The 20580-nt window shown below is 65.2% G+C and carries 19 protein-coding genes; 18 read left to right on the top strand and 1 reads right to left on the bottom strand.

The genetic code is table 11. The features are described from left to right. The first annotated feature begins 22 nt into the window (after window positions 1–22). The 12 genes from VARPA_RS09485 to VARPA_RS09430 all read left to right on the top strand — a co-directional run bounded on the left by VARPA_RS09485 (window position 23) and on the right by VARPA_RS09430 (window position 14838). Window positions 23–1006 carry a Bug family tripartite tricarboxylate transporter substrate binding protein gene (locus VARPA_RS09485; protein ID WP_013540339.1) on the top strand — a complete coding sequence of 328 codons (984 nt, stop codon included), beginning with the start codon at window positions 23–25 and terminating at the stop codon, window positions 1004–1006. A 10-nt stretch (window positions 1007–1016) separates the two neighbouring features. Continuing rightward, a complete protein-coding gene (locus VARPA_RS09480) occupies window positions 1017–2081 on the top strand; it encodes a lactonase family protein (RefSeq protein ID WP_013540338.1) in 1065 nt (354 codons plus the stop codon). Between the two features lie 47 nt (window positions 2082–2128). Further along, window positions 2129–3121, top strand: a complete 993-nt coding sequence (locus VARPA_RS09475; protein WP_013540337.1) for a Bug family tripartite tricarboxylate transporter substrate binding protein — start codon at window positions 2129–2131, stop codon at window positions 3119–3121. Between the two features lie 112 nt (window positions 3122–3233). Beyond that, complete coding sequence (gene asd, locus VARPA_RS09470) at window positions 3234–4085, top strand: archaetidylserine decarboxylase (protein WP_041942837.1); 852 nt, start codon at window positions 3234–3236, stop codon at window positions 4083–4085. A 179-nt stretch (window positions 4086–4264) separates the two neighbouring features. Beyond that, complete coding sequence (locus tag VARPA_RS09465; protein ID WP_013540335.1) at window positions 4265–4678, top strand: winged helix-turn-helix transcriptional regulator; 414 nt, start codon at window positions 4265–4267, stop codon at window positions 4676–4678. Between the two features lie 78 nt (window positions 4679–4756). Continuing rightward, on the top strand, window positions 4757–5107 hold the full coding sequence (locus tag VARPA_RS09460; RefSeq protein ID WP_013540334.1) for an FKBP-type peptidyl-prolyl cis-trans isomerase: 351 nt from the start codon (window positions 4757–4759) through the stop codon (window positions 5105–5107). 154 nt (window positions 5108–5261) lie between these two features. Beyond that, the gene (gene grpE, locus VARPA_RS09455; protein ID WP_080559369.1) at window positions 5262–5828 is read left to right on the top strand and encodes a nucleotide exchange factor GrpE; all 567 of its coding nucleotides are present in this window, start codon (window positions 5262–5264) and stop codon (window positions 5826–5828) included. Window positions 5829–5949: 121 nt separating this feature from the next. Then, complete coding sequence (gene dnaK, locus VARPA_RS09450) at window positions 5950–7887, top strand: molecular chaperone DnaK (RefSeq protein ID WP_013540332.1); 1938 nt, start codon at window positions 5950–5952, stop codon at window positions 7885–7887. A gap of 108 nt (window positions 7888–7995) precedes the next feature. Continuing rightward, complete coding sequence (gene dnaJ, locus VARPA_RS09445) at window positions 7996–9135, top strand: molecular chaperone DnaJ (protein WP_013540331.1); 1140 nt, start codon at window positions 7996–7998, stop codon at window positions 9133–9135. A gap of 729 nt (window positions 9136–9864) precedes the next feature. After that, window positions 9865–11787, top strand: coding sequence for a PrkA family serine protein kinase (locus VARPA_RS09440; RefSeq protein WP_013540330.1), 1923 nt, complete (start codon window positions 9865–9867; stop codon window positions 11785–11787). A 146-nt stretch (window positions 11788–11933) separates the two neighbouring features. Continuing rightward, the gene (locus tag VARPA_RS09435; RefSeq protein ID WP_013540329.1) at window positions 11934–13226 is read left to right on the top strand and encodes a YeaH/YhbH family protein; all 1293 of its coding nucleotides are present in this window, start codon (window positions 11934–11936) and stop codon (window positions 13224–13226) included. A 61-nt stretch (window positions 13227–13287) separates the two neighbouring features. Further along, window positions 13288–14838 carry a SpoVR family protein gene (locus VARPA_RS09430; protein WP_013540328.1) on the top strand — a complete coding sequence of 517 codons (1551 nt, stop codon included), beginning with the start codon at window positions 13288–13290 and terminating at the stop codon, window positions 14836–14838. A 10-nt stretch (window positions 14839–14848) separates the two neighbouring features. On the opposite strand, the gene aroQ is transcribed toward VARPA_RS09430, so the two are convergent. Then, window positions 14849–15289 (bottom strand): type II 3-dehydroquinate dehydratase, encoded by a 441-nt coding sequence (gene aroQ, locus VARPA_RS09425; RefSeq protein WP_013540327.1) that lies wholly within the window; start codon window positions 15287–15289, stop codon window positions 14849–14851. A 70-nt stretch (window positions 15290–15359) separates the two neighbouring features. Here aroQ and VARPA_RS09420 point away from each other — a divergent pair, with 70 nt between their 5' ends. The 6 genes from VARPA_RS09420 to fghA all read left to right on the top strand — a co-directional run bounded on the left by VARPA_RS09420 (window position 15360) and on the right by fghA (window position 20550). Next, entirely contained in the window at window positions 15360–16046 is a 687-nt protein-coding gene (locus VARPA_RS09420) for a Rieske 2Fe-2S domain-containing protein (RefSeq protein ID WP_041942836.1), read from the top strand. Between the two features lie 10 nt (window positions 16047–16056). Continuing rightward, entirely contained in the window at window positions 16057–16920 is an 864-nt protein-coding gene (locus VARPA_RS09415; protein ID WP_013540325.1) for an aromatic ring-hydroxylating oxygenase subunit alpha, read from the top strand. Next, window positions 16917–17567 carry a glutathione S-transferase family protein gene (locus VARPA_RS09410; protein WP_013540324.1) on the top strand — a complete coding sequence of 217 codons (651 nt, stop codon included), beginning with the start codon at window positions 16917–16919 and terminating at the stop codon, window positions 17565–17567. The genes VARPA_RS09415 and VARPA_RS09410 overlap by 4 nt, the downstream gene beginning before the upstream one ends. 61 nt (window positions 17568–17628) lie before the next feature. Next, a complete protein-coding gene (locus VARPA_RS09405; protein ID WP_013540323.1) occupies window positions 17629–18735 on the top strand; it encodes an S-(hydroxymethyl)glutathione dehydrogenase/class III alcohol dehydrogenase in 1107 nt (368 codons plus the stop codon). Between the two features lie 19 nt (window positions 18736–18754). Continuing rightward, window positions 18755–19675: an alpha/beta fold hydrolase gene (locus VARPA_RS09400; protein ID WP_013540322.1), complete on the top strand. Its 921-nt coding sequence runs from the start codon at window positions 18755–18757 to the stop codon at window positions 19673–19675. After that, window positions 19672–20550 (top strand): S-formylglutathione hydrolase, encoded by an 879-nt coding sequence (gene fghA, locus VARPA_RS09395; RefSeq protein ID WP_013540321.1) that lies wholly within the window; start codon window positions 19672–19674, stop codon window positions 20548–20550. Before VARPA_RS09400 ends, fghA begins: the two co-directional genes overlap by 4 nt. Window positions 20551–20580: the final 30 nt, after the last annotated feature.

The raw sequence follows: 20580 nt of genomic DNA, 5'->3' as shown, positions 1-20580 counted from the left end.
AACAACGGAGACAAAAGACATCATGAAAAGAAGCAACCTCGTTCGCGGCCTTGCAGCCATCTCGGCCACCGCCGCGCTCTCGCTCGGGCTGGCCCCGGCAGCCTTCGCGCAGGCCGCCAACGACTTCCCGAACCGCACCATCGAACTGCTCGTGCCCTACCAGCCGGGCGGCGGCACCGACGGCCTCGCGCGCGCTTTTTCGGAAGCGAGCCGCAAGCACATCTCGCAGAGCATCGTGATCGTCAACCGCCCCGGCGCGGGCGGCGCCATCGGCTGGACCGAGGTGATCAACGCCAAGCCCGATGGCTACAAGCTCGCGGTGCTCACGGTCGAGCTGCTCACGCTGCCGCACCTGGGCCTGGCCAAGTTCAACTACGACGACTTCCAGCCGATTGCGCAGCTCAATGCCGATCCGGCAGCGATCACCGTGAAGGCCGATGCGCCGTGGAACACCATCGAAGAATTCCTCGCCGCCGCGAAGAAATCGCCCGAGAGCATCCGCGTGGGCAATTCGGGCAACGGCTCGATCTGGCACCTGGCGGCCGCGGCGCTCGAAGACAAGACCGGCACCAAGTTCGGCCACATCCCGTTCCAGGGTGCGGCGCCCGCGGTGCTCGCCCTCCTGGGCGGCCACATCGAAGCCGTGGCCGTGAGCCCGGCCGAAGTGACGACGCATGTGCAGGGCGGCAAGCTCAAGGTGCTGATGGTGATGGCCGACAAACGGGTGAAGGGCTTCGAGAAGGTGCCGACCGCCAAGGAGCGCGGCATCGACCTGTCGATCGGCACCTGGCGCGGCATCGGCGCGCCAAAGAACACGCCGCCCGAGGTGATGGCCAAGCTGCGCGAGATCACCGCCAAGACGGCCGCCGAGCCGCTGATGCACGAGGTGATGGACAAGCAGAACCTGGGCTACGTCTACACCGACGGCGCCGTGTTCAAGGAGACGCTGGCCAAGGACAACGTCTACTTCAAGCAACTGATCACCAAGCTCAACATCAAGCCCTGAGCACGCGGTCATGAGAAAAACCATCGCATCGCTGCTGTGGCTGGCCGTCGCCGGCCAAGCCTCTGCCGCCACCTGGGTCTACGTGTCGAACGCCGACAGCCAGGAGATCTCGGTGCTCGCGCTCGACCGCGACAAGGGCACGCTCACGCCGGTGCAGACGCTCGCCGTCGGCGGCACGGTGATGCCGATGGCGGTGAGCCACGACAAGCGCGTGCTGTACGCCGCGCTGCGTTCGCAGCCGTTTCGCGTGGCGTCGATGTCGATCGACGCCGGCACCGGCAAGCTGCAGAAGCTCGGCGAGGCGCCGCTGGCCGACAGCATGGCCAACATCGACCTCGATGCGAGCGGCAAGTGGCTCTTTGCGGCCTCCTACCAGGGCGGCAAGATCTCGGTGAACGCCATCGGCAAGGACGGCACCGTTGGCGCCATCCAGCAACTGGTGCAGACGGGGCCCAACGCGCACGCGATCCATGCGGATGCCGCCAATCGCTACGTGCTCGCGACCAGCCTGGGCGGAGACAACATCTCCAGCTGGCGCTTCGATGCCGATAAGGGCCTGCTGTCGCCGAACGATCCGGCGCTGACGACGACCGCGGCGAAAGCCGGCCCGCGCCATTTCGTCTGGGACAAGGCGCAGCGCCACGTCTATCTGCTCGATGAGCTCGACGCGGCACTGCACGTGTTCGCGTGGGATGCCACGCGCGGCACGCTGAAGCTCGAGCAGAGCACGACCACGCTGCCCACCGGTTTCACCGGCAAGCCATGGGCCGCCGACCTGCACCTGACGCCGGACGGCCGCTACCTGTATGCGTCGGAGCGCACGTCGAGCACGCTGTCGGCGTTCAAGGTCGACGCCGCCACCGGACAGCTGCAGCCGCTGGGCCAGACGCCGACCGAGAAAGGTCCGCGCGGTTTCGCGATCGACCCGAGCGGCCGCTACCTGATCGCGGCCGGCCAGGAGTCGCACAGCATTTCGCTCTACGCCATCGATGCCGCGACGGGCGCGCTCGGCAAGCCCGAGCGCCTGGCCGTGGGCAAGAACCCGAACTGGATCGAGATCGTGGATCTGCCTTGAACGGCTGAAGCCCGCCCATTGCCTATCAACACACTGGAGACAACGACATGCAACGCCGCACACTGATTCAAACCGCCCTCGCCTCTTCGCTTGCCACGGCACTGCCCGCGTTCGCGCAGAGCAGCAACACCTGGCCCACGGGCAAGGCCATCACCTACCTCGTGCCCTTTCCCGCGGGCGGCACCACCGACGTGCTGGGCCGGCTGATCGGGCAGAAGCTGGGCACCGTGCTGGGCACCAGCGTGATCATCGACAACAAGGGCGGCGCCGGCGGCAGCGTGGGCTCGGAAGTGGGCGCGCGCGCGGCGCCCGATGGCTTCACGCTGGTGGGCGGCACGATCAGTTCGCACGCGATCAACGTGAGCCTGTATCCCAAAATCGGCTACGACCCGCAGAAGTCGTTCGCGCCGGTGACGCTGATCGGCACCAACCCGGTGGTGCTGGTGGTGAACCAGGCGAGCCCCTACAAGACGCTGAAGGACGTGCTCGATGCGAGCAAGGCGAGGTCGGGCGGGCTCTCGTCGGCCTCGGCTGGCACCGGCACCTCGCAGCACCTGGCACTGGAGCTGCTGGCCTTCAAGTCGGGCGTGAAGTTCACGCACATTCCCTACAAGGGCAGCGGCCCGGCCATCCAGGACGTGATCGGCGGCCAGGTCGACATGATGTTCGACACGACCGTGGTGGCGGGCCCGCACATCCAGAGCGGCAAGCTGCGCGCGATTGCGGTCACTTCGGCCAAGCGCCTGGCCTCGATGCCCGACGTGCCGACGGTGGCCGAATCGGGCATCGCTGGGCTGAAGGATTTCGAAGTGGTGTCGTGGCAGGCGATCTTCGTGCCCGCCGGTACGCCGGCACCGGTCGTCGAGCGGCTGCACACGGAGATCCGCAAGATCCTCGCAACGCCCGAAATGCAGGACAAGCTCAAGGGCTTCGGCATGGAGCCAGCGGATCTCTCGACGGCGCAGATCGCGGCGTTCCAGAAGGCCGAGGTCGAGAAATGGGCCGGGGTGATCAAGGCTGCCGGCATCAAGGCGGAGTAAGTAGTTCGCCGCCGGCCGGCACCCACGCACAACCGAGGGAAGTTTCCTACGCTTCTTGGGGAGGGCGCTTTATAGAATGCCCCTCCGATCCGCATTCGAGGCTTCCCACAACGTGTCCGACCGCTCCGCAGTTCTGCCCCAATACCTGTTCCCCAAGCAGGCCCTGACCAATTTCGCCGGCTGGGTCGCGGGGAAGGAACGCGGTGCCGTCACGACGTGGATCATTCGCCGCTTCGTCGCCAAGTACGGTGTCGACATGGGCGAGGCGCTCGAGTCCGACATCGAGCACTACAAAAGCTTTAACCAGTTCTTCACGCGCGCGCTCAAGCCCGGCATGCGCCCGCTCGCGCAGGCCGACCTCGTCAGCCCCGTGGACGGCGCCATCAGCCAGTTCGGCGCGATCGAGGGCGACCAGATCTTCCAGGCCAAGGGCCACAACTACACGACCACCGCGCTGGTCGGCGGCGACGCCGCGCTGGCCGCGAAGTTCGCGCACGGCAGCTTCGCCACGCTCTATCTGAGCCCCAAGGACTACCACCGCATCCACATGCCGTGCGACGGGCGGCTCGTGCGCATGATCCACGTGCCCGGCGACCTGTTCTCGGTGAACCCGACCACCGCGCGCGGCGTGCCCGGCCTCTTTGCGCGCAACGAGCGCGTGGTGTGCGTCTTCGAATCGGCGCGCGGCCCCTTCGTGCTGGTGCTCGTGGGCGCCACCATCGTCGGCAGCATGGCCACCGTGTGGCACGGCGTGGTGAATCCGCCGCGCGTGGGCGAGTTGCGCGAGTGGCATTACAACGACCAGCAGATCGACATCAAGAAGGGCGACGAGATGGGCCGTTTCTTGCTCGGCTCCACCGTCGTCATGCTGTTCCCGGCGCCTGCATTGGCGTTCAACCCCGACTGGTCGCCCACCCGCGCGATCCGCTTGGGCGAAGCCATGGCCGACTACACGAATTTGTGAGGCTTTGTCTCACAGCCCGCATGCAGCATGCCCTTACAGCTATAAAACTAGTAGCATCCACATCGTTTGCGCTATAGTCGCCGGCCAGCGGGACGGTCCATAACCAATCACAAACAAGAGCGCGCGGCATCGGCCAGCCCCAGGCCAGCGGCCCGCCCAGCTTCGAGGAGATGATGTCGATGAGTACCAAGGAAAACGCAGCCGTCAGCCAGTTGCTCGCATTGCTCGAAGCCCGCTATGCGCTGCGTGTGCTCTGGGCCCTGCGCGACGGCCATGCCCAGACCTTTCGCCTGCTGCAGGACAGCGTGGGCGGCATCACTCCCAACACCCTGAACACCCGCATCAAGGAACTGCGCGAGGCCGGCATCGTGAGCCACGGCAGCGACGGTTATTGCCTCACCTTGAGCGGGCAGGACCTGCTCAAGCGGCTGTCCGACCTGCAGGCCTTTGCCGGCAAATGGCAGTTGGGGCAGCTCAAGAAGGCGGCCGCACCGGCTGCTCCCGCGGCCACTGCGCCAGCCGCTCCCGTTGCGCCTCCGGCCTCCTCGCCGCCTCCCCCGCCCCCCGCACCGCCCGCAGACACGACGAACTGAAGAGGCCGTCAGCCGGCATCGGTAAACTCCGCGCCTTCGATCCAATTCACCATTCATCGACGCAAGGAGCGTTTTCCCATGCCTACCACTCCCTCCGGCCTCCAGTACGAAGACACCGAAGTCGGCACCGGCGCCGAAGCCAAGGCTGGCCAGCACGTGCATGTGCACTACACCGGCTGGCTCTACAACGACGGCGTGCAAGGCGCCAAGTTCGATTCGAGCCGCGACCGCAACGACCCCTTCGCGTTCTCGCTGGGCGCAGGCCAGGTCATCAAGGGCTGGGACGAAGGCGTCGCCGGCATGAAGATCGGCGGCAAGCGCACGCTGATCATTCCCGCATCGCTGGGCTATGGCGCCCGCGGCGCCGGTGGCGTGATCCCCCCGAACGCCACGCTGAAGTTCGACGTCGAACTGCTCGACGCGCACTGATCGCTCACTGCCCACGTTGGCGAACAGGCCCGATTTCGGGCCTTTTTCATGCCTCCACGGCCCCTTTTTCCGCATTTTTTCGCTTGAAATGCCTCTGGCCAGCCCCAAGTGGCTGGCTATCGTTTGTTTTCCGGCGCACGCCGTTCTTTGAAAAATGTCTGACCCGCAACAATCCGCACAGAATTCACAAATGCTGCAAGGCGAGCCCAGTCCCGAAGAACTGGAGGCCGCGCAGGCCGCCAATGAAGCCGACGCTTTGGCCGCGGCGCAAGGCGAGCTGGCTGCGCTGCAAGCCAAGAACGCCGAATTGGCCGATCAATACCTGCGCGCCCAGGCCGACGTTCAAAACGCCCGCCGCCGCGCCGACGACGAAATCACCAAGGCCCGCAAATTCGCGGTCGAGGCCTTTGCCGAAAGCCTGCTCCCGGTCACCGACAGCCTGGAAGCCGGCCTCGCCATCAAGGACGCCACCCCCGAGCAGATCCGCGAAGGCGCCGAAGCCACGCTGCGCCAGTTGAAGAGCGCGCTCGAACGCAACAAGGTGATCGAAGTGGCGCCCGCCGCAGGCACCAGGTTCGATCCGCATCAGCACCAGGCCATCTCGGTGGTGCCCGCTCCCGAGCAGGAACCCAACACCGTGGTGAGCGTGCTCCAGAAGGGCTACACCATCAACGAGCGCGTGCTGCGCCCGGCGCTGGTCACGGTCAGCGCGCCGAAGTAAGTCGTCCGCACATCCGCACACACGATTCCCACAGGAAATCCCCGCTCCATCCCCTTGAATCGAGCCGGGTTATCCACAAGTTCATAACAACATTTTTTTCAGGCTTTCAGGAGTAAAGAACATGGCAAAGATCATCGGCATCGACCTCGGCACCACCAACTCGTGCGTGTCGATCATGGAAGGCAACACCACGCGTGTGATCGAGAACTCGGAAGGTGCCCGCACCACGCCGTCGATCGTCGCGTACCAGGAAGACGGTGAAGTGCTGGTCGGTGCCTCGGCCAAGCGCCAGGCGGTCACCAACCCCAAGAACACGCTGTACGCGATCAAGCGTTTGATCGGCCGCAAGTTCGAGGAAAAGGAAGTGCAGAAGGACATCGACCTGATGCCCTACACCATCGCCAAGGCCGACAACGGCGACGCATGGGTCGAAGTGCGCGGCAAGAAGATGGCGCCGCAGCAGGTCAGCGCCGACATCCTGCGCAAGATGAAGAAGACCGCCGAAGACTATCTCGGCGAAACCATCACCGAAGCCGTGATCACGGTGCCGGCGTACTTCAACGACGCACAGCGCCAAGCCACCAAGGATGCCGGCCGCATCGCGGGCCTGGACGTCAAGCGCATCATCAACGAGCCCACCGCTGCGGCCCTGGCCTTCGGCCTGGACAAGCAGGACAAGGCCGATCGCAAGATCGCCGTGTATGACCTGGGCGGCGGCACCTTCGACGTGTCGATCATCGAAATTGCAGACGTGGACGGCGAGAAGCAGTTCGAAGTGCTGTCGACCAATGGCGACACCTTCCTCGGCGGTGAAGACTTCGACCAGCGCATCATCGACTACATCATTGCCGAGTTCAAAAAGGAACAGGGCGTCGACCTGAGCAAGGACGTGCTGGCACTGCAGCGCCTGAAGGAAGCTGCTGAAAAGGCCAAGATCGAACTGTCGAACAGCGCGCAGACCGATATCAACCTGCCCTACATCACGGCCGATGCCTCGGGTCCGAAGCACCTGAACATCAAGCTCACCCGCGCCAAGCTGGAGAGCCTGGTCGACGAACTGGTCGAGCGCACCATCGCGCCCTGCCGCCTGGCCATCAAGGATGCCGGCATCAGCGTGAGCGACATCAACGACGTGATCCTGGTCGGCGGCATGACCCGCATGCCCAAGGTGCAGGAAAAGGTGAAGGCCTTCTTCGGCAAGGAACCGCGCAAGGACGTGAACCCCGACGAAGCCGTGGCCGTCGGCGCCGCCATCCAGGGCCAGGTGCTCTCGGGCGACCGCAAGGACGTGCTGCTGCTGGACGTGACCCCCCTGTCGCTCGGCATCGAGACCATGGGCGGCGTGATGACCAAGATGATCACGAAGAACACCACGATCCCGACGAAGTTCGCGCAGACCTTCTCGACCGCGGAAGACAACCAGCCGGCCGTGACGATCAAGGTGTTCCAGGGCGAACGCGAGATCGCCTCGGGCAACAAGGCGCTGGGCGAGTTCAACCTCGAAGGCATTCCGCCGGCAGCGCGCGGCACGCCGCAGATCGAAGTGAGCTTCGACATCGACGCCAACGGCATCCTGCACGTCGGCGCGAAGGACAAGGGCACGGGCAAGGAAAACAAGATCACCATCAAGGCGAACTCGGGCTTGAGCGAAGACGAGATCCAGAAGATGGTGAAGGACGCCGAGCTCAACGCCGAAGACGACAAGAAGAAGCTCGAGATCGTGCAGGCCCGTAACCAGGGCGAAGCCATGGTTCACAGCGTGAAGAAGTCGCTGGGCGAGCACGGTGCGAGCCTCGAGGCCGCCGAGAAGGAAGCGATCGAAGCCGCGATCAAGGACGTCGAAGAAGCCCTCAAGGGTGAAGACAAGGCCGTGATCGAGGAAAAGACCAACACGCTGATGACGGCCAGCCAGAAGCTGGGCGAAAAGATGTACGCCGAGTCGCAAGCCGCGGCGGGCGCCTCGGCAGCGAGCGGACCGGCTGGCGCGGAAGCTGCTGCGCATGCGCAGGCCGACGACAACGTGGTCGACGCCGAAGTCAAGGAAGTCAAGAAGGGCTGATCGCCAGCCGCTTGACCAAGGCTGGATCACCCCACGGGGTGCTCCAGCCTTTCTCGCTTCAAGCCACCCGAGTTCCCGCTGCCTCCCGAGCCCCCTGATCGACCTGCCATGGCCACCAAACGCGACTACTACGAAACCCTCGGCGTCCCCAAGAACGCGAACGACGACGAAATCAAGAAGGCTTATCGCAAGCTAGCGATGAAGCACCATCCCGACCGCAACCACGGCGACACCAGCAAGGACGCCGAGGCCAAGTTCAAGGAGGTGAAGGAAGCGTACGAAATGCTGTCCGACGGCCAAAAGCGCGCGGCCTACGACCAGTACGGCCACGCCGGCGTCGACCCCAACATGCGCGGCGGCCCCGGCGCGGAAGGCTTCGGCGGCTTCGCGGAAGCCTTCGGCGACATCTTCGGCGACGTGTTCGGCGGTGCGCGCGGCGGCCGCCAGAGCGGCGGGCGCCAGGTGTTCCGCGGCAGCGACCTGAGCTACGCGATGGAAGTCACGCTCGAGGAAGCGGCCGAGGGCAAGGAAGCCCAGATCCGCATTCCGAGCTGGGACAACTGCGACACCTGCAAGGGCTCGGGCGCCAAGCCCGGCACCAAGCCGATCACCTGCACCACCTGCCACGGCGCGGGCGCGGTGCAGATGCGCCAGGGCTTCTTCAGCGTGCAGCAGACCTGCCCGACCTGCCACGGCAGCGGCAAGATCATTCCCGAGCCCTGCACCGTGTGCCATGGCCAGGGCAAGATCAAGAACAACAAGACGCTCGAAGTGAAGATCCCCGCCGGCATCGACGACGGCATGCGCATCCGCAGCACCGGCAACGGCGAACCGGGCACCAACGGCGGACCTCCGGGCGACCTGTACATCGAAATCCGCCTGAAGAAGCACGAGCTCTTCGAGCGCGACGGCGACGACCTGCACTGCGTGGTGCCGGTCAGCGTGACCACTGCGGCGCTCGGTGGCGAGATCAGCGTGCCCACGCTCAAGGGCGCGGCGGCCATCGACATTCCCGACGGCACGCAAAGCGGCAAGCAGTTCCGCCTGCGCGGCAAGGGCATCAAGGGCGTGCGCTCGAGCTATCCGGGCGACCTGTACTGCCATGTGCGCGTCGAGACGCCGGTGAAGCTCACCGAGCACCAGCGCAAGCTGCTGAAGGAATTGGACGAGTCTCTGAAGAAGGGCGGCGACAAGCACAGCCCGACCGACAAGGGCTGGTTCGACAAGGCCAAGGAATTCTTCAGCTGATCTGAGAGAGAGAAGACAGACCCCAGACCCGTTACGCCCAGCACCAAGGGTGTGCGGGAACGATCAGGCCTCGAGCCTCTGTGAGCACCGGTTGCTTCAGGGCCTCGGGGCTTTTCTTCGTCTGCGGGGTCTGCTTTGCCGTCTTTCCTTGCGACGCCCAGCCGCGCTTCGTCAAGCCGGTGCATCCAGACCCTTGCAAGCGCCGTAGAGCACAGAGCCGGTGCCCGCCGCACCGTGACGGTACGCACCGACCGGGCGCTGCGCTGCTTTCCCACGCCGGCATGCGCCAGCCGCTCATGAAAAAGTGGCGCGAGGATTGCTTTTAGATAATTTTCGGATGTGCAATAAACCAAACGACAGATCGCGCGTTATTGCTGGAGGGCACATTTCTTATTGAGCTACTGCGCTCAATAGGTGTTGTGTTCTCGGGAAAACACCAATGCCGTTCGATATAGGCATTTCACCCGGAGAGAATTGCGCAAGCGAGCCTTTTAATTTATCTGAGATTTTGAAAACTAGTTTGTATTTTTTGGAACTTTACTCAGGAGCGGGGTCCCCAATAAATAAAACATTTGCCGCTTTGAATGTTTGCTTTATCCTGATTGTTAGCAGAATGTTGTAGGGAGTTTTTCACCGCATGCAGCGGGGGCGGGCACCTTTAAATGCGCGCATTGCCTTTGCTGCAGGCTCCGGGGCCAAAAGCCCCACTGACCTGATGGAGGCGTGACCATGGATGTGATCAGCAACTTTGCCGCCCGCTACGAGCGCACCCGCGAGGAGGTGATCTCCCTGCAGGAATATCTCGATATCTGCAAGCGCGATCCCACCGCTTACGCCACCGCCTCCGAGCGAATGCTCAAGGCCATCGGCGAGCCCGAGCTGGTCGATACCCGCAACGACCCCCGGCTTTCCCGCATCTTCGCCAACAAGGTCATCAAGATCTATCCGGCGTTCAAGGAGTTCTATGGCATGGAGGACGCCATCGAACAGGTGGTGTCCTATTTCCGCCACGCCGCGCAGGGGCTGGAGGAAAAGAAGCAAATCCTTTACCTGCTCGGGCCGGTCGGCGGCGGCAAGAGCTCGATCGCGGAGCGGCTGAAGCAGCTCATGGAGCACGTGCCCTTCTATGCGATCCATGGTTCGCCGGTGAACGAATCGCCGCTCGGCCTCTTCGATGCGCTCGAAGACGGCGAGATCCTTGAAAAGGAGTACGGCATCCCGCGCCGTTACCTGAATCGAATTCTTTCTCCCTGGGCCGTCAAGCGCCTGGAGGAATACGGGGGCGACATCCGCCAGTTCAAGGTGGTCAAGCGCTTCCCCTCGGTGCTCCGGCAGATCGCGGTCGCCAAGACCGAACCGGGCGACGAGAACAACCAGGACATCTCCTCGCTGGTCGGCAAGGTCGACATCCGCAAGCTGGAGACCTACGCCCAGGACGACCCCGACGCCTACGCCTACTCCGGGGGCCTCTGCCTGGCCAACCAGGGCCTCTTGGAGTTCGTGGAAATGTTCAAGGCGCCCATCAAGGTGCTGCACCCGCTGCTGACGGCCACGCAGGAGAGCAACTTCAAGGGCACCGAGGGCTTCGGCGCCATTCCGTTCGACGGCATCGTGCTCGCGCACAGCAACGAGAGCGAGTGGAAGGCCTTCCGCAACAACAAGAACAACGAGGCTTTCCTCGACCGGATCTACATCGTCAAGGTGCCCTACTGCCTGCGCGCCTCGGAAGAAATCAAGATCTACGAGAAGCTGGTGCGCAACTCGTCGCTGGCCCAGGCGCCCTGCGCCCCCGGCACCTTGCGCATGATGGCGCAGCTCTCGGTGCTCACGCGCCTGAAGGAACCCGAGAACTCCAGCACCTTCAGCAAGATGCAGGTGTACGACGGCGAGAACCTCAAGGACACCGACCCCAAGGCCAAGTCGATCCAGGAGTACCGCGACTACGCGGGCGTCGACGAGGGCATGAGCGGCGTTTCCACGCGCTTCGCCTTCAAGATCATCTCCAAGGTCTTCAACTTCGACAGTTCCGAGGTGGCCGCCAACCCGGTGCACCTGATGTACGTGCTCGAGCAGCAGATCGAGCGCGAGCAGTTCCCGCCGGAGGTCGAGCAGAAGTACATCAGCTACATCAAGGAGCTCTTGGCGCCGCGCTATGCCGAGTTCATCGGCAAGGAAATCCAGACCGCGTACCTGGAGAGCTACAGCGAGTACGGCCAGAACATCTTCGACCGCTACGTGACCTACGCCGACTACTGGATCCAGGACCAGGAGTTCCGCGACGTGGACACCGGCGAAGTGTTCGACCGGGCCTCGCTCAACGCCGAGCTCGAGAAGATCGAACGGCCCGCGGGCATCGGCAACCCGAAGGACTTCCGCAACGAGATCGTCAACTTCGTGCTGCGCGCACGGGCCGGCAACGCGGGGCGCAACCCGGCGTGGACCAGCTACGAGAAGCTGCGCGCGGTGATCGAGAAGAAGATGTTCTCCAACACCGAAGAACTGTTGCCGGTAATCAGCTTCAACACCAAGAGCAGCGCCGACGAGCAGAAGAAGCACGAGGACTTCGTCACGCGCATGGTCGAGAAGGGCTACACCGCCAAGCAGGTGCGCCTCTTGTGCGAGTGGTATCTGCGCGTTCGCAAGAGTTCATAGCTATGGCTCGCCCCCAGGCTACGCGCACTTCGTGTCGCTTCGCCAACCCCCTACCGGGGGCAACACCAGAGGCCCGGCGAAGCCGGTTCCTCGGTGTTCGACGAAGGAATGCGTCGTGACCCGTCTTTGAATGGAGGTTTGACATCGTGGCCATCCTGCAGCAGATCATCGACCGCCGGCTATCGGGCAAGAACAAGTCCATTGGCAACCGCGAGCGCTTCCTTCGGCGCTACAAGGGGCAGATCCAGGAGGCGGTGCGGCGTGCCGTCAGCGGCCGCAACATCCGCGAACTGGAGCAAGGCGAAGACGTGACCCTGCCGCGCCACGACGTGTCCGAACCGGTGTTCGGGCACGCCCGCGGCGGCGACCGCGAGTACGTGCATCCGGGCAACCAGGAGTACCTGAAGGGCGACCGCATCGCACGCCCCGACGGCCAGGGCAGCGGCGGCTCCGGGAGCGGCGAGGCGGGCGACAGCGGCGAAGGCGAGGACGACTTCGTCTTCCGCCTCACGCGCGAGGAGTTCATGCGCGTCTTCTTCGACGACCTCGCGCTGCCGCACCTCATCCGCACGCAGATCGCCGACGTGCCCGAGTGGAAGAGCCACCGCGCCGGCTTCACGAGCGACGGTTCGCCCAACAACCTGCACGTGGTGCGCTCGATGCGCGGGGCGCTCGCGCGCCGTATCGCGCTGGGCGGCGAACCACGCAAGGAGCTCAAGCGGCTGGAGCTGCATCTCGAACACCTGAAGGCGCATCCGCAGGCCGCCTCGGCGCTGATCCAGACGGAAATCCGCGAAACAGAGGAGCGCATCGCCGAACTGCGCCGCACGATGCGGCACGTGCCCTACATCGACCCGATCGATCTGCGCTACCGCAACCGCGTGAAGACGCCGGTGCCCAGCGCGAAGGCGGTGATGTTCTGCCTCATGGACGTCTCGGGCTCGATGGACGAAGCGCGCAAGGACATGGCCAAGCGCTTCTTCATGCTGCTCTACATGTTTCTCACGCGGCACTACGAGAAGATCGACCTGGTCTTCCTGCGCCACCACACGCAGGCACAGGAAGTGACCGAGGAAGAGTTCTTCCACGCGACCGAGACCGGCGGCACCGTGGTCTCGAGCGCGCTGGTGCTGATGGACGAGATCATCAAGGCGCGCTACCCGAGCGGCGAATGGAACGTCTACGGCGCACAGGCCAGCGACGGCGACAACTGGCACCAGGACAGCGGCCGCTGCCGCGAGCTGCTGGTCAACGACATCCTGCCGGTGGTGCGCTACTACGCCTATGTGCAGGTGGCAGAGACCGAGCAGAACCTGTGGCAGGAATACGCGCAGCTCGAAGGCGTGCAGCCCAACTTTGCGATGCGCAAGGTCGCTGACGCGCAAGACATCTACCCTGTGTTCCGCGACCTGTTCAAGAAGGAAGGGGTCACCTCATGAACGCCGCGCCGGGCCGCCCCAAGCAAGCTCGCACCGCAGTGCGAAGCACGGAGGTACTCCAATGAACACCACTGCCGCCACTGACCGCCCGCCCTCGGGCCTGAGGCTGGAGCGCCTGCCCAGCCCCTCGGACTGGACCTTCGAGCTGATCGAGCAGTACCACACCGAGATCGCCAAGACCGCCAAGGGCTTCGGTCTGGACGTGTACCCCAACCAGCTCGAAGTGATCACCGCCGAACAGATGATGGATGCCTACGCGAGCGTGGGCATGCCGATGATCTACCGCCACTGGTCGTACGGCAAACAGTTCATCGCGACCGAGAAGAACTACAAGCGCGGCCACATGGGCCTGGCGTACGAGATCGTCATCAACTCCGATCCGTGCATCGCCTACCTCATGGAAGAAAACACCATGGCCATGCAGGCCCTGGTGATCGCGCATGCGGCTTACGGCCACAACAGCTTCTTCAAGGGCAACTACCTGTTCCGGATGTGGACCGATGCGTCGTCGATCATCGATTACCTCGTGTACGCACGCCACTACATCGCCGAATGCGAGGAGCGGCACGGCCTCGATGCCGTCGAGGAACTGCTCGACTCCTGCCATGCGCTGATGAACTACGGCGTCGACCGCTATCGCCGTCCGCAGAAGCGGTCGTTGGCGCAAGAGAGCGCGCAGCGCGCCGACCGCGAACGCCACATGCAGCAGCAGGTGAACGACCTCTGGCGCACGCTGCCCAAGCGCGCCGAGCAGGCGGCCGAGTCCGACGCCACGCGCCGCTTTCCCTCGGAGCCGCAAGAGAACCTGCTGTACTTCATCGAGAAGAACGCGGCGCTGCTCGAACCCTGGCAGCGCGAGGTCGTGCGCATCGTGCGCAAGATCGCGCAGTACTTCTATCCGCAGCGCCAGACGCAGGTGATGAACGAAGGCTGGGCCACCTTCTGGCACTACACGCTGCTCAACACCATGTACGAGCGCGGCCAACTGGCAGACGGCTTCATGATGGAATGGCTCAGCTCGCACACGGGCGTGATCTTCCAGCCGCCGGTGGGCCACCGCGCCTACAGCGGCATCAATCCCTATGCGCTGGGCTTCAAGATGTTCACCGACCTGCGGCGCATCTGCGAGAAGCCCACCGAGGAAGACCGTCGCTGGTTCCCCGATTTCGCGGGCACCGACTGGGTCAAGACGCTCGACTACGCGATGCGCAACTTCAAGGACGAGAGCTTCGTCGGCCAGTTCCTGAGCCCGAAGACGATGCGCGACTTCCGGCTGTTCGCGATCCGCGACTACCAGAGCGAGGCCGAACTCGAGGTGTCCGCCATCCACGATGACAGCGGCTATCAGTCGCTGCGCGAATCGCTCTCACGCCAGTACGACATCAGCAGCCGCGAGCCCGACATCCAGGTGTGGAGCGTCGCGACGCGCGGCGACCGGTCGCTGACGCTGCGGCACACGCAGCGCAACAATCTGCCGCTGCACGACGGAGCGGAAGAAGTGCTCAAGCACGTTGCGCGGCTCTGGGGTTTCGATGTGCACCTCGAAAGCATCGACAGTGCGGGGCGTATCAGCCGCAGCTGGAAGGCTACGGCGCCCAAGCAGATGTACTAACGGGTCAGGGTCAGGGCACCAGCGCGGCAATCGCCAGCGGGTAGCCCTTCACCCCCAGCCCCACGATGATCCCGCGCGCCGCGGGCGAGATATACGACTTGTGGCGAAACTCTTCCCGCGCATGCACGTTCGAGATGTGCAGCTCGATGAGCGGCACGCTCGCGCCCTTGATCGCGTCGTGCAGCGCGATCGACGTGTGGGTGTAGGCACCGGGGTTCATCACCACGCCGAGCATGTTGCCCGCGGCCACTTCGCGGCCCGCTTCCTGGATCCAGTCGATCAGCACGCCTTCGTGGTTCGACTGGCGGCATTCGACCTCCACGCCGAGCTTCGCGCCCGTGTCCTTGCACAGTTGCTCCACATCGGCCAGCGTGTCGCGTCCGTATTGCTCGGGCTCGCGCGTGCCGAGCAGGTTGAGATTGGGGCCGTTGAGAACGAGGATTTTCTTCATGGTGAATCGGGGTCTGGTCGAGGCGGAGACGACAATTATGGTCGCCCGACGGCCCTGCGAAATCCACACCATGAACACTGACCCTGCTCCCCACGACATGCCTCGTTGGCACCCCGTGGCCCGTTCGGCCGATCTGCGCCCCGGCGCCAACATCGTCGCCGGCTTCGCGGAAGGCCAGGAGCTCGCGCTCTGGCGTTCGGCAGACGGCGCGGCGCAGGCCTGGGACAACCGGTGCCCGCACCGCAGCGTGCGCTTCACGCTCGGCCAGGTGATCGAAGACCGCCTCGCCTGCGCTTACCACGGCTGGCAGTACGCCGCGGGCAACGGGCAGTGCGTGAACATTCCGGCGCACCCGGCGATGCAGGCGCCGCGCAACGTCTGCGCCAAGGTGTTCGGCGCGGTCGATGCGGCCGGCATGCTGTGGGTCAATCTTGTTGCCGAGGACGCGTCTGCTGCGCCGCCATCGCTGGCCGATGCCATACCGGCCGGCTGGCACTTCTGCCGCACGCTGACGCTGCGAGCCGGCGCGCATGACGTGCGTGACGCCCTCGCACAGCAGGGCTTTGCGGCCGACGCGGCAACGGGCGCATTTCGCGGTGCGCTCGAAGAAGTGCAATCTGTTGCGCTCGTGCTCGACGCGCAGCCGCAACTCACTTTCGTCCATCTGTGGACCGAGGCACCTCCGGGGTCCGACGCGATGAAGACCCTGCACACGGCCGCGCGCAACCTGCGCAGCGCCATCGAAACCCAGGGCTGAAGGAGTCGCGATGCCCTTCGTCACCGACGATCCCAACATGCTCGACGACTGGCTCGTCGTTGGACCCGCAAGCGCGCTCGCCGGCGCCTCCGAACAACGGCCGTACACGACCCGCCTGCTCGGTGAAACGCTGGCGCTCTGGGCCGATGCCGACGGCACGCCGCAATGCCGCCTCGCCGCACAGCCGCTGGCGGTGCAATCGCGCTACGGCTACCTATGGGTCTGCCCGAGCGGCCGCCCCGCACGCCCGCTCTTCGCGTTCCCCGAGTACACCGAGCCCGGCCGCCGCACCGTCGATTGCGGCGGCATCGGCGTTGCAGTCTCAGGCCTGCGCGTGATCGAGAACTTCCTCGACATGGCGCACTTCCCCTTCGTGCACGCCGACTACCTCGGCAAGGTGCCGCACACCGAGGTGGCGCCCTACCAGGTGGACATCGACCCTGCCACCAACGAGATCTGGGCGACCGACTGCCGCTTCTGGCAGCCGCGCGCCTCGGCCGCGCACGACAGCGGCGCCGATGTGCTTTACAAGTACCGCGTGATGCAGCCCTTGTCGGCCATGCTCTACAAGTCGAGCGCACGCCCCGGCGCGCAGGACGCCATCGCCCTCTTCCTGCAGCCGATCGACGACGAGCACGTGCTCGCGCACACGATGCTCGCCTGCTTCGACGAGGTTTCCACCGACGCCGAGCTCGTCGCCTTCCAGCAGACGATCTTCGGACAGGACAAGCCGATCCTGGAGAACCACGCCTTCAAGCGCATGCCGCTCGAAGGCCGCGCCGAGACGCCGACGCGCGGCGACACCTCCTCGGTCACCTACCGGCGTTGGCTGCGCGAGCGCGGCATGCGCTTCGGCACGAGGGCCGCCGCATGACGACGATGCTGAAGCTGTACGACTACCCGCTCTCGGGCAACTGCTTCAAGGTCCGCCAGATGCTGGCGTGGCTTGGCATGGCCTACGAAGCGGTGCCGGTCGATTTCCATCCGGGCCGCGCGCATAAGTCGGCCGCGTTCCTCGCGAACGTCAACCCGCTCGGGCAGCTCCCGGTGATCGACGACGACGGCTTCGTGCTGCGCGACGCACAGGCCATCCTGGTCTACCTCGCGAGCCGCCACGACGCGCAGCACCGCTGGTATCCGGACGACGCAAAGCTGCGCGGCCAGGTTGCGATGTGGCTCGCCACGGCCGACGAAATCACCCGCACCGCCTCGGCTGCCCGGCTGCACGACGCGCTCGGCTACCACCACCTGGACATCGACGCCTGCCGCAGCGGCGCGCGCGCCGTGTTCCGCGTGCTGGACGACCACCTCGCCGAACAGGCCAGCGCGGGCCTGCGATGGCTGGCTGCGGCGCCCGAGCCGACGATTGCCGATCTCGCCTGCTTCCCGTATGTCGCACTGGCGGGCGAAGGCGGCATCTCGCTCGACGAGTTTCCCGCCCTCCGGAACTGGGTCTGGGATTTCCGACACCTCCCCGGGTTCATCGGGATGTCGGGTATCTTCCCTGCTGGCCCTGCCTGAGTATTCTTGGGCCCTCGCCTCACTCACCCCCCTCTTTCTCCCTCTTTCCCCCGAACCCGCCATGAAAACCAAAGCCGCCGTCGCCTGGAAATCCGGAGCCCCGCTCACCATCGAAACCGTGGACCTCGAAGGACCGAAGTTCGGCGAAGTGCTGGTCGAGATCAAGGCCACCGGCATCTGCCACACCGACTACTACACGCTCTCGGGCGCCGACCCCGAAGGCATCTTCCCGGCGATCCTGGGCCATGAAGGCGCGGGCATCGTGGTCGATGTCGGCCCCGGCGTCACCACGCTGAAAAAGGGCGACCACGTCATCCCGCTCTACACGCCCGAGTGCCGCCACTGCAAGTTCTGCCTCTCGCGCAAGACCAACCTCTGCCAGCTGATCCGCGGCACGCAAGGCAAGGGCCTGATGCCCGACGGCACCTCGCGCTTCAGCCTCGACGGCAAGCCCATCGCCCACTACATGGGCACCTCGACCTTCAGCAACTACACGGTCGCGCCTGAAATCTCGCTCGCCAAGATCCGCGAGGACGCGCCCTTCGACAAGGTCTGCTACATCGGCTGCGGCGTGACCACCGGCATCGGCGCGGTGATCTTCACTGCGAAGGTGGAAGCCGGCGCCAACGTGGTGGTGTTCGGCCTCGGCGGCATCGGCCTCAACGTGATCCAGGGCGCCAAGATGGTGGGTGCCGACAAGATCATCGGTGTCGACCTGAACCCCGAGCGTGAAGCCATGGCCCGCAAGTTCGGCATGACGCACTTCATCAACCCGAAAGACACCGAGAACGTCGTCGATGCCATCGTGCAGCTGACCGACGGCGGTGCCGACTACAGCTTCGAGTGCATCGGCAACACCAAGGTGATGCGCCAGGCGCTCGAATGCACGCACAAGGGCTGGGGCCGCAGCATCATCATCGGCGTGGCGGAAGCGGGCGCGGAAATCAGCACGCGGCCTTTCCAGCTGGTCACCGGCCGCAAGTGGGAAGGCTCGGCCTTCGGCGGCGCACGCGGCCGCACCGACGTGCCGAAGATCGTGGACTGGTACATGGAAGGCAAGATCAACATCGACGACCTGATCACGCACACCATGCCGCTGGAAGACATCAACAAGGGCTTCGACCTGATGAAGCGCGGCGAGTCGATTCGCGGCGTGGTTCTTTACTGATCGACAGGAGGCGTTCGCCATGAACCGCATGGAACCCCTCCGCAAGATCGAGGCGGGCGTCCTCGAAATCGCGTACCACGAAGCCGGCCCCGCGGACGGGCCGCCCGTGCTGCTGATGCACGGCTTTCCGTACGACATCCACACCTACGCCGAAGTCGCGCCGATGCTCGCCGACCAGGGCTGCCGCGTGATCGTGCCGTACATGCGCGGCTACGGCGGCACGCGCTTCCTCTCCGACACCACGCCGCGCTCGGGCGAACAGGCGGCGTTCGGCGCCGACCTGCTCGCGCTGCTCGACGCGTTGAAGATCGACCGCGCGGTGCTCGCCGGCTACGACTGGGGCGGCCGCGCCGCCTGCGTGGTCGCCGCGCTGTGGCCCGAGCGCTGCGCGGGCCTCGTCTCGCTCAACAGCTACAACATCCAGAACATCGCCAAGGCGATGGAGCCTGACACGCCCGAGAACGAATACAGCCTCTGGTACCAGTACTACTTTCACAGCGAACGCGGCCGCGCCGGGCTCATGAAGGACCGCAAGGCGATCGCGAAGCTGCTGTGGAAACTGTGGTCGCCGACATGGCAGTTCGTCGACGCCACCTTCGAGCGCAGCGCCGCCGCCTTCGACCATCCGGATTTCATCGATGTGGTGATCCACTCGTACCGCCACCGCTTCGGCCTCGTGCCCGGCGACCCGGCGTATGCGGACATCGAACGTCGCCTCGCCGCGCAGCCTGCGATCACCGTGCCGGCGATCACCTTCGACGGCATCGACGACGGCGTGCGGCCACCGGCCGATGCATCGGCCCACGCGCACCGCTTCAGCGGACCGCGCTCGCACCGCCTCGTGCCCGGCGCCGGCCACAACCTTCCGCAGGAAGCGCCGCGCACCTTTGCCGATGCGGTGCTCGAACTGGTGCCCGCACTGCGCAACGAAAAGACATGACCGATCACACCCCCAAGACCCTTTCGGAACACCCCTGCTTCGGCGGCGTGCAGAGCTTTCACGAACACGCCTCGCAAGAGATCGGGCTGCCGATGCGCTTCTCGGTCTACCTGCCGCCGCAGGCTGCGAACGGGCCGGTGCCGGCGCTGCTGTACCTTGCAGGCCTCACCTGCAACGAGGAGACCTTCGCCATCAAGGCCGGCGCGCAGCGCATGGCCGCGAGCCTGGGCCTTGCGCTGATCGCGCCCGACACCAGCCCGCGCGGCCCCGCCGCCGAATGCGTGCCCGGCGCGAAGGACGACTGGGACTTCGGCATCGGCGCCGGCTTCTACCTCGACGCCACGCGCGAGCCCTGGGCCACGCACTGGCGCATGGAGAGCTGGATCGTCCACGAGCTGCTGCCGCTGGTGGCGCAGCACTTCGCGATCGACGGGCAGCGCATCGGCATCTTCGGCCACTCGATGGGCGGCCATGGCGCGCTCACGCTGGCGCTGCGGCATCCGGGGCGCTTCAAGTCGCTGTCGGCTTTCGCGCCGATCTGCGCGCCTACCCAGTGCCCATGGGGCGAGAAGGCCTTCAGCGGTTATCTCGGCGCGCCGGGCGTGGACCGCGCGCAGTGGCTCGCGCACGACGCGAGCGCGCTCATGCAGTCGCAGACCGTCGCGCCGTATCCGCAAGGCATCCTCATCGACCAGGGGCTGGCCGACAAATTCCTCGCGGAGCAACTGCATCCCGAGGCGTTCGAGTCGGCCTGCTTCGCCGCGGGCCAGCCGCTCACGCTGCGCCGGCACGCGGGCTACGACCACGGCTACTACTTCATCCAGAGCTTCATGGCCGACCACATCGCGCACCACGCGCAATCGCTGCACGCCTAGCGGCCCTGATCGACTGCGGCGGACGCCCGC

It is taken from the genome of Variovorax paradoxus EPS (assembly GCF_000184745.1).
In the GTDB taxonomy this organism is placed as follows: domain Bacteria; phylum Pseudomonadota; class Gammaproteobacteria; order Burkholderiales; family Burkholderiaceae_C; genus Variovorax; species Variovorax paradoxus_C.
Note: the sequence above shows the minus strand (reverse complement) of the source record. Positions and strands in the feature narration are given on the sequence as shown.

Excerpts from the sequence above, each read along its gene's own strand:
- VARPA_RS09400 (WP_013540322.1), top strand. The coding sequence starts at position 18,755 with ATGAACCGCATGGAACCCCTCCGCAAGATCGAGGCGGGCGTCCTCGAA.
- grpE (WP_080559369.1), top strand. The coding sequence starts at position 5,262 with ATGTCTGACCCGCAACAATCCGCACAGAATTCACAAATGCTGCAAGGC.
- aroQ (WP_013540327.1), bottom strand. The coding sequence starts at position 15,289 with ATGAAGAAAATCCTCGTTCTCAACGGCCCCAATCTCAACCTGCTCGGC.
- VARPA_RS09475 (WP_013540337.1), top strand. The coding sequence starts at position 2,129 with ATGCAACGCCGCACACTGATTCAAACCGCCCTCGCCTCTTCGCTTGCC.
- VARPA_RS09480 (WP_013540338.1), top strand. The coding sequence starts at position 1,017 with ATGAGAAAAACCATCGCATCGCTGCTGTGGCTGGCCGTCGCCGGCCAA.
- fghA (WP_013540321.1), top strand. The coding sequence starts at position 19,672 with ATGACCGATCACACCCCCAAGACCCTTTCGGAACACCCCTGCTTCGGC.
- dnaK (WP_013540332.1), top strand. The coding sequence starts at position 5,950 with ATGGCAAAGATCATCGGCATCGACCTCGGCACCACCAACTCGTGCGTG.
- VARPA_RS09460 (WP_013540334.1), top strand. The coding sequence starts at position 4,757 with ATGCCTACCACTCCCTCCGGCCTCCAGTACGAAGACACCGAAGTCGGC.
- VARPA_RS09415 (WP_013540325.1), top strand. The coding sequence starts at position 16,057 with ATGCCCTTCGTCACCGACGATCCCAACATGCTCGACGACTGGCTCGTC.
- VARPA_RS09440 (WP_013540330.1), top strand. The coding sequence starts at position 9,865 with ATGGATGTGATCAGCAACTTTGCCGCCCGCTACGAGCGCACCCGCGAG.
- VARPA_RS09430 (WP_013540328.1), top strand. The coding sequence starts at position 13,288 with ATGAACACCACTGCCGCCACTGACCGCCCGCCCTCGGGCCTGAGGCTG.
- VARPA_RS09405 (WP_013540323.1), top strand. The coding sequence starts at position 17,629 with ATGAAAACCAAAGCCGCCGTCGCCTGGAAATCCGGAGCCCCGCTCACC.
- VARPA_RS09410 (WP_013540324.1), top strand. The coding sequence starts at position 16,917 with ATGACGACGATGCTGAAGCTGTACGACTACCCGCTCTCGGGCAACTGC.
- dnaJ (WP_013540331.1), top strand. The coding sequence starts at position 7,996 with ATGGCCACCAAACGCGACTACTACGAAACCCTCGGCGTCCCCAAGAAC.
- VARPA_RS09485 (WP_013540339.1), top strand. The coding sequence starts at position 23 with ATGAAAAGAAGCAACCTCGTTCGCGGCCTTGCAGCCATCTCGGCCACC.
- VARPA_RS09420 (WP_041942836.1), top strand. The coding sequence starts at position 15,360 with ATGAACACTGACCCTGCTCCCCACGACATGCCTCGTTGGCACCCCGTG.
- VARPA_RS09465 (WP_013540335.1), top strand. The coding sequence starts at position 4,265 with ATGAGTACCAAGGAAAACGCAGCCGTCAGCCAGTTGCTCGCATTGCTC.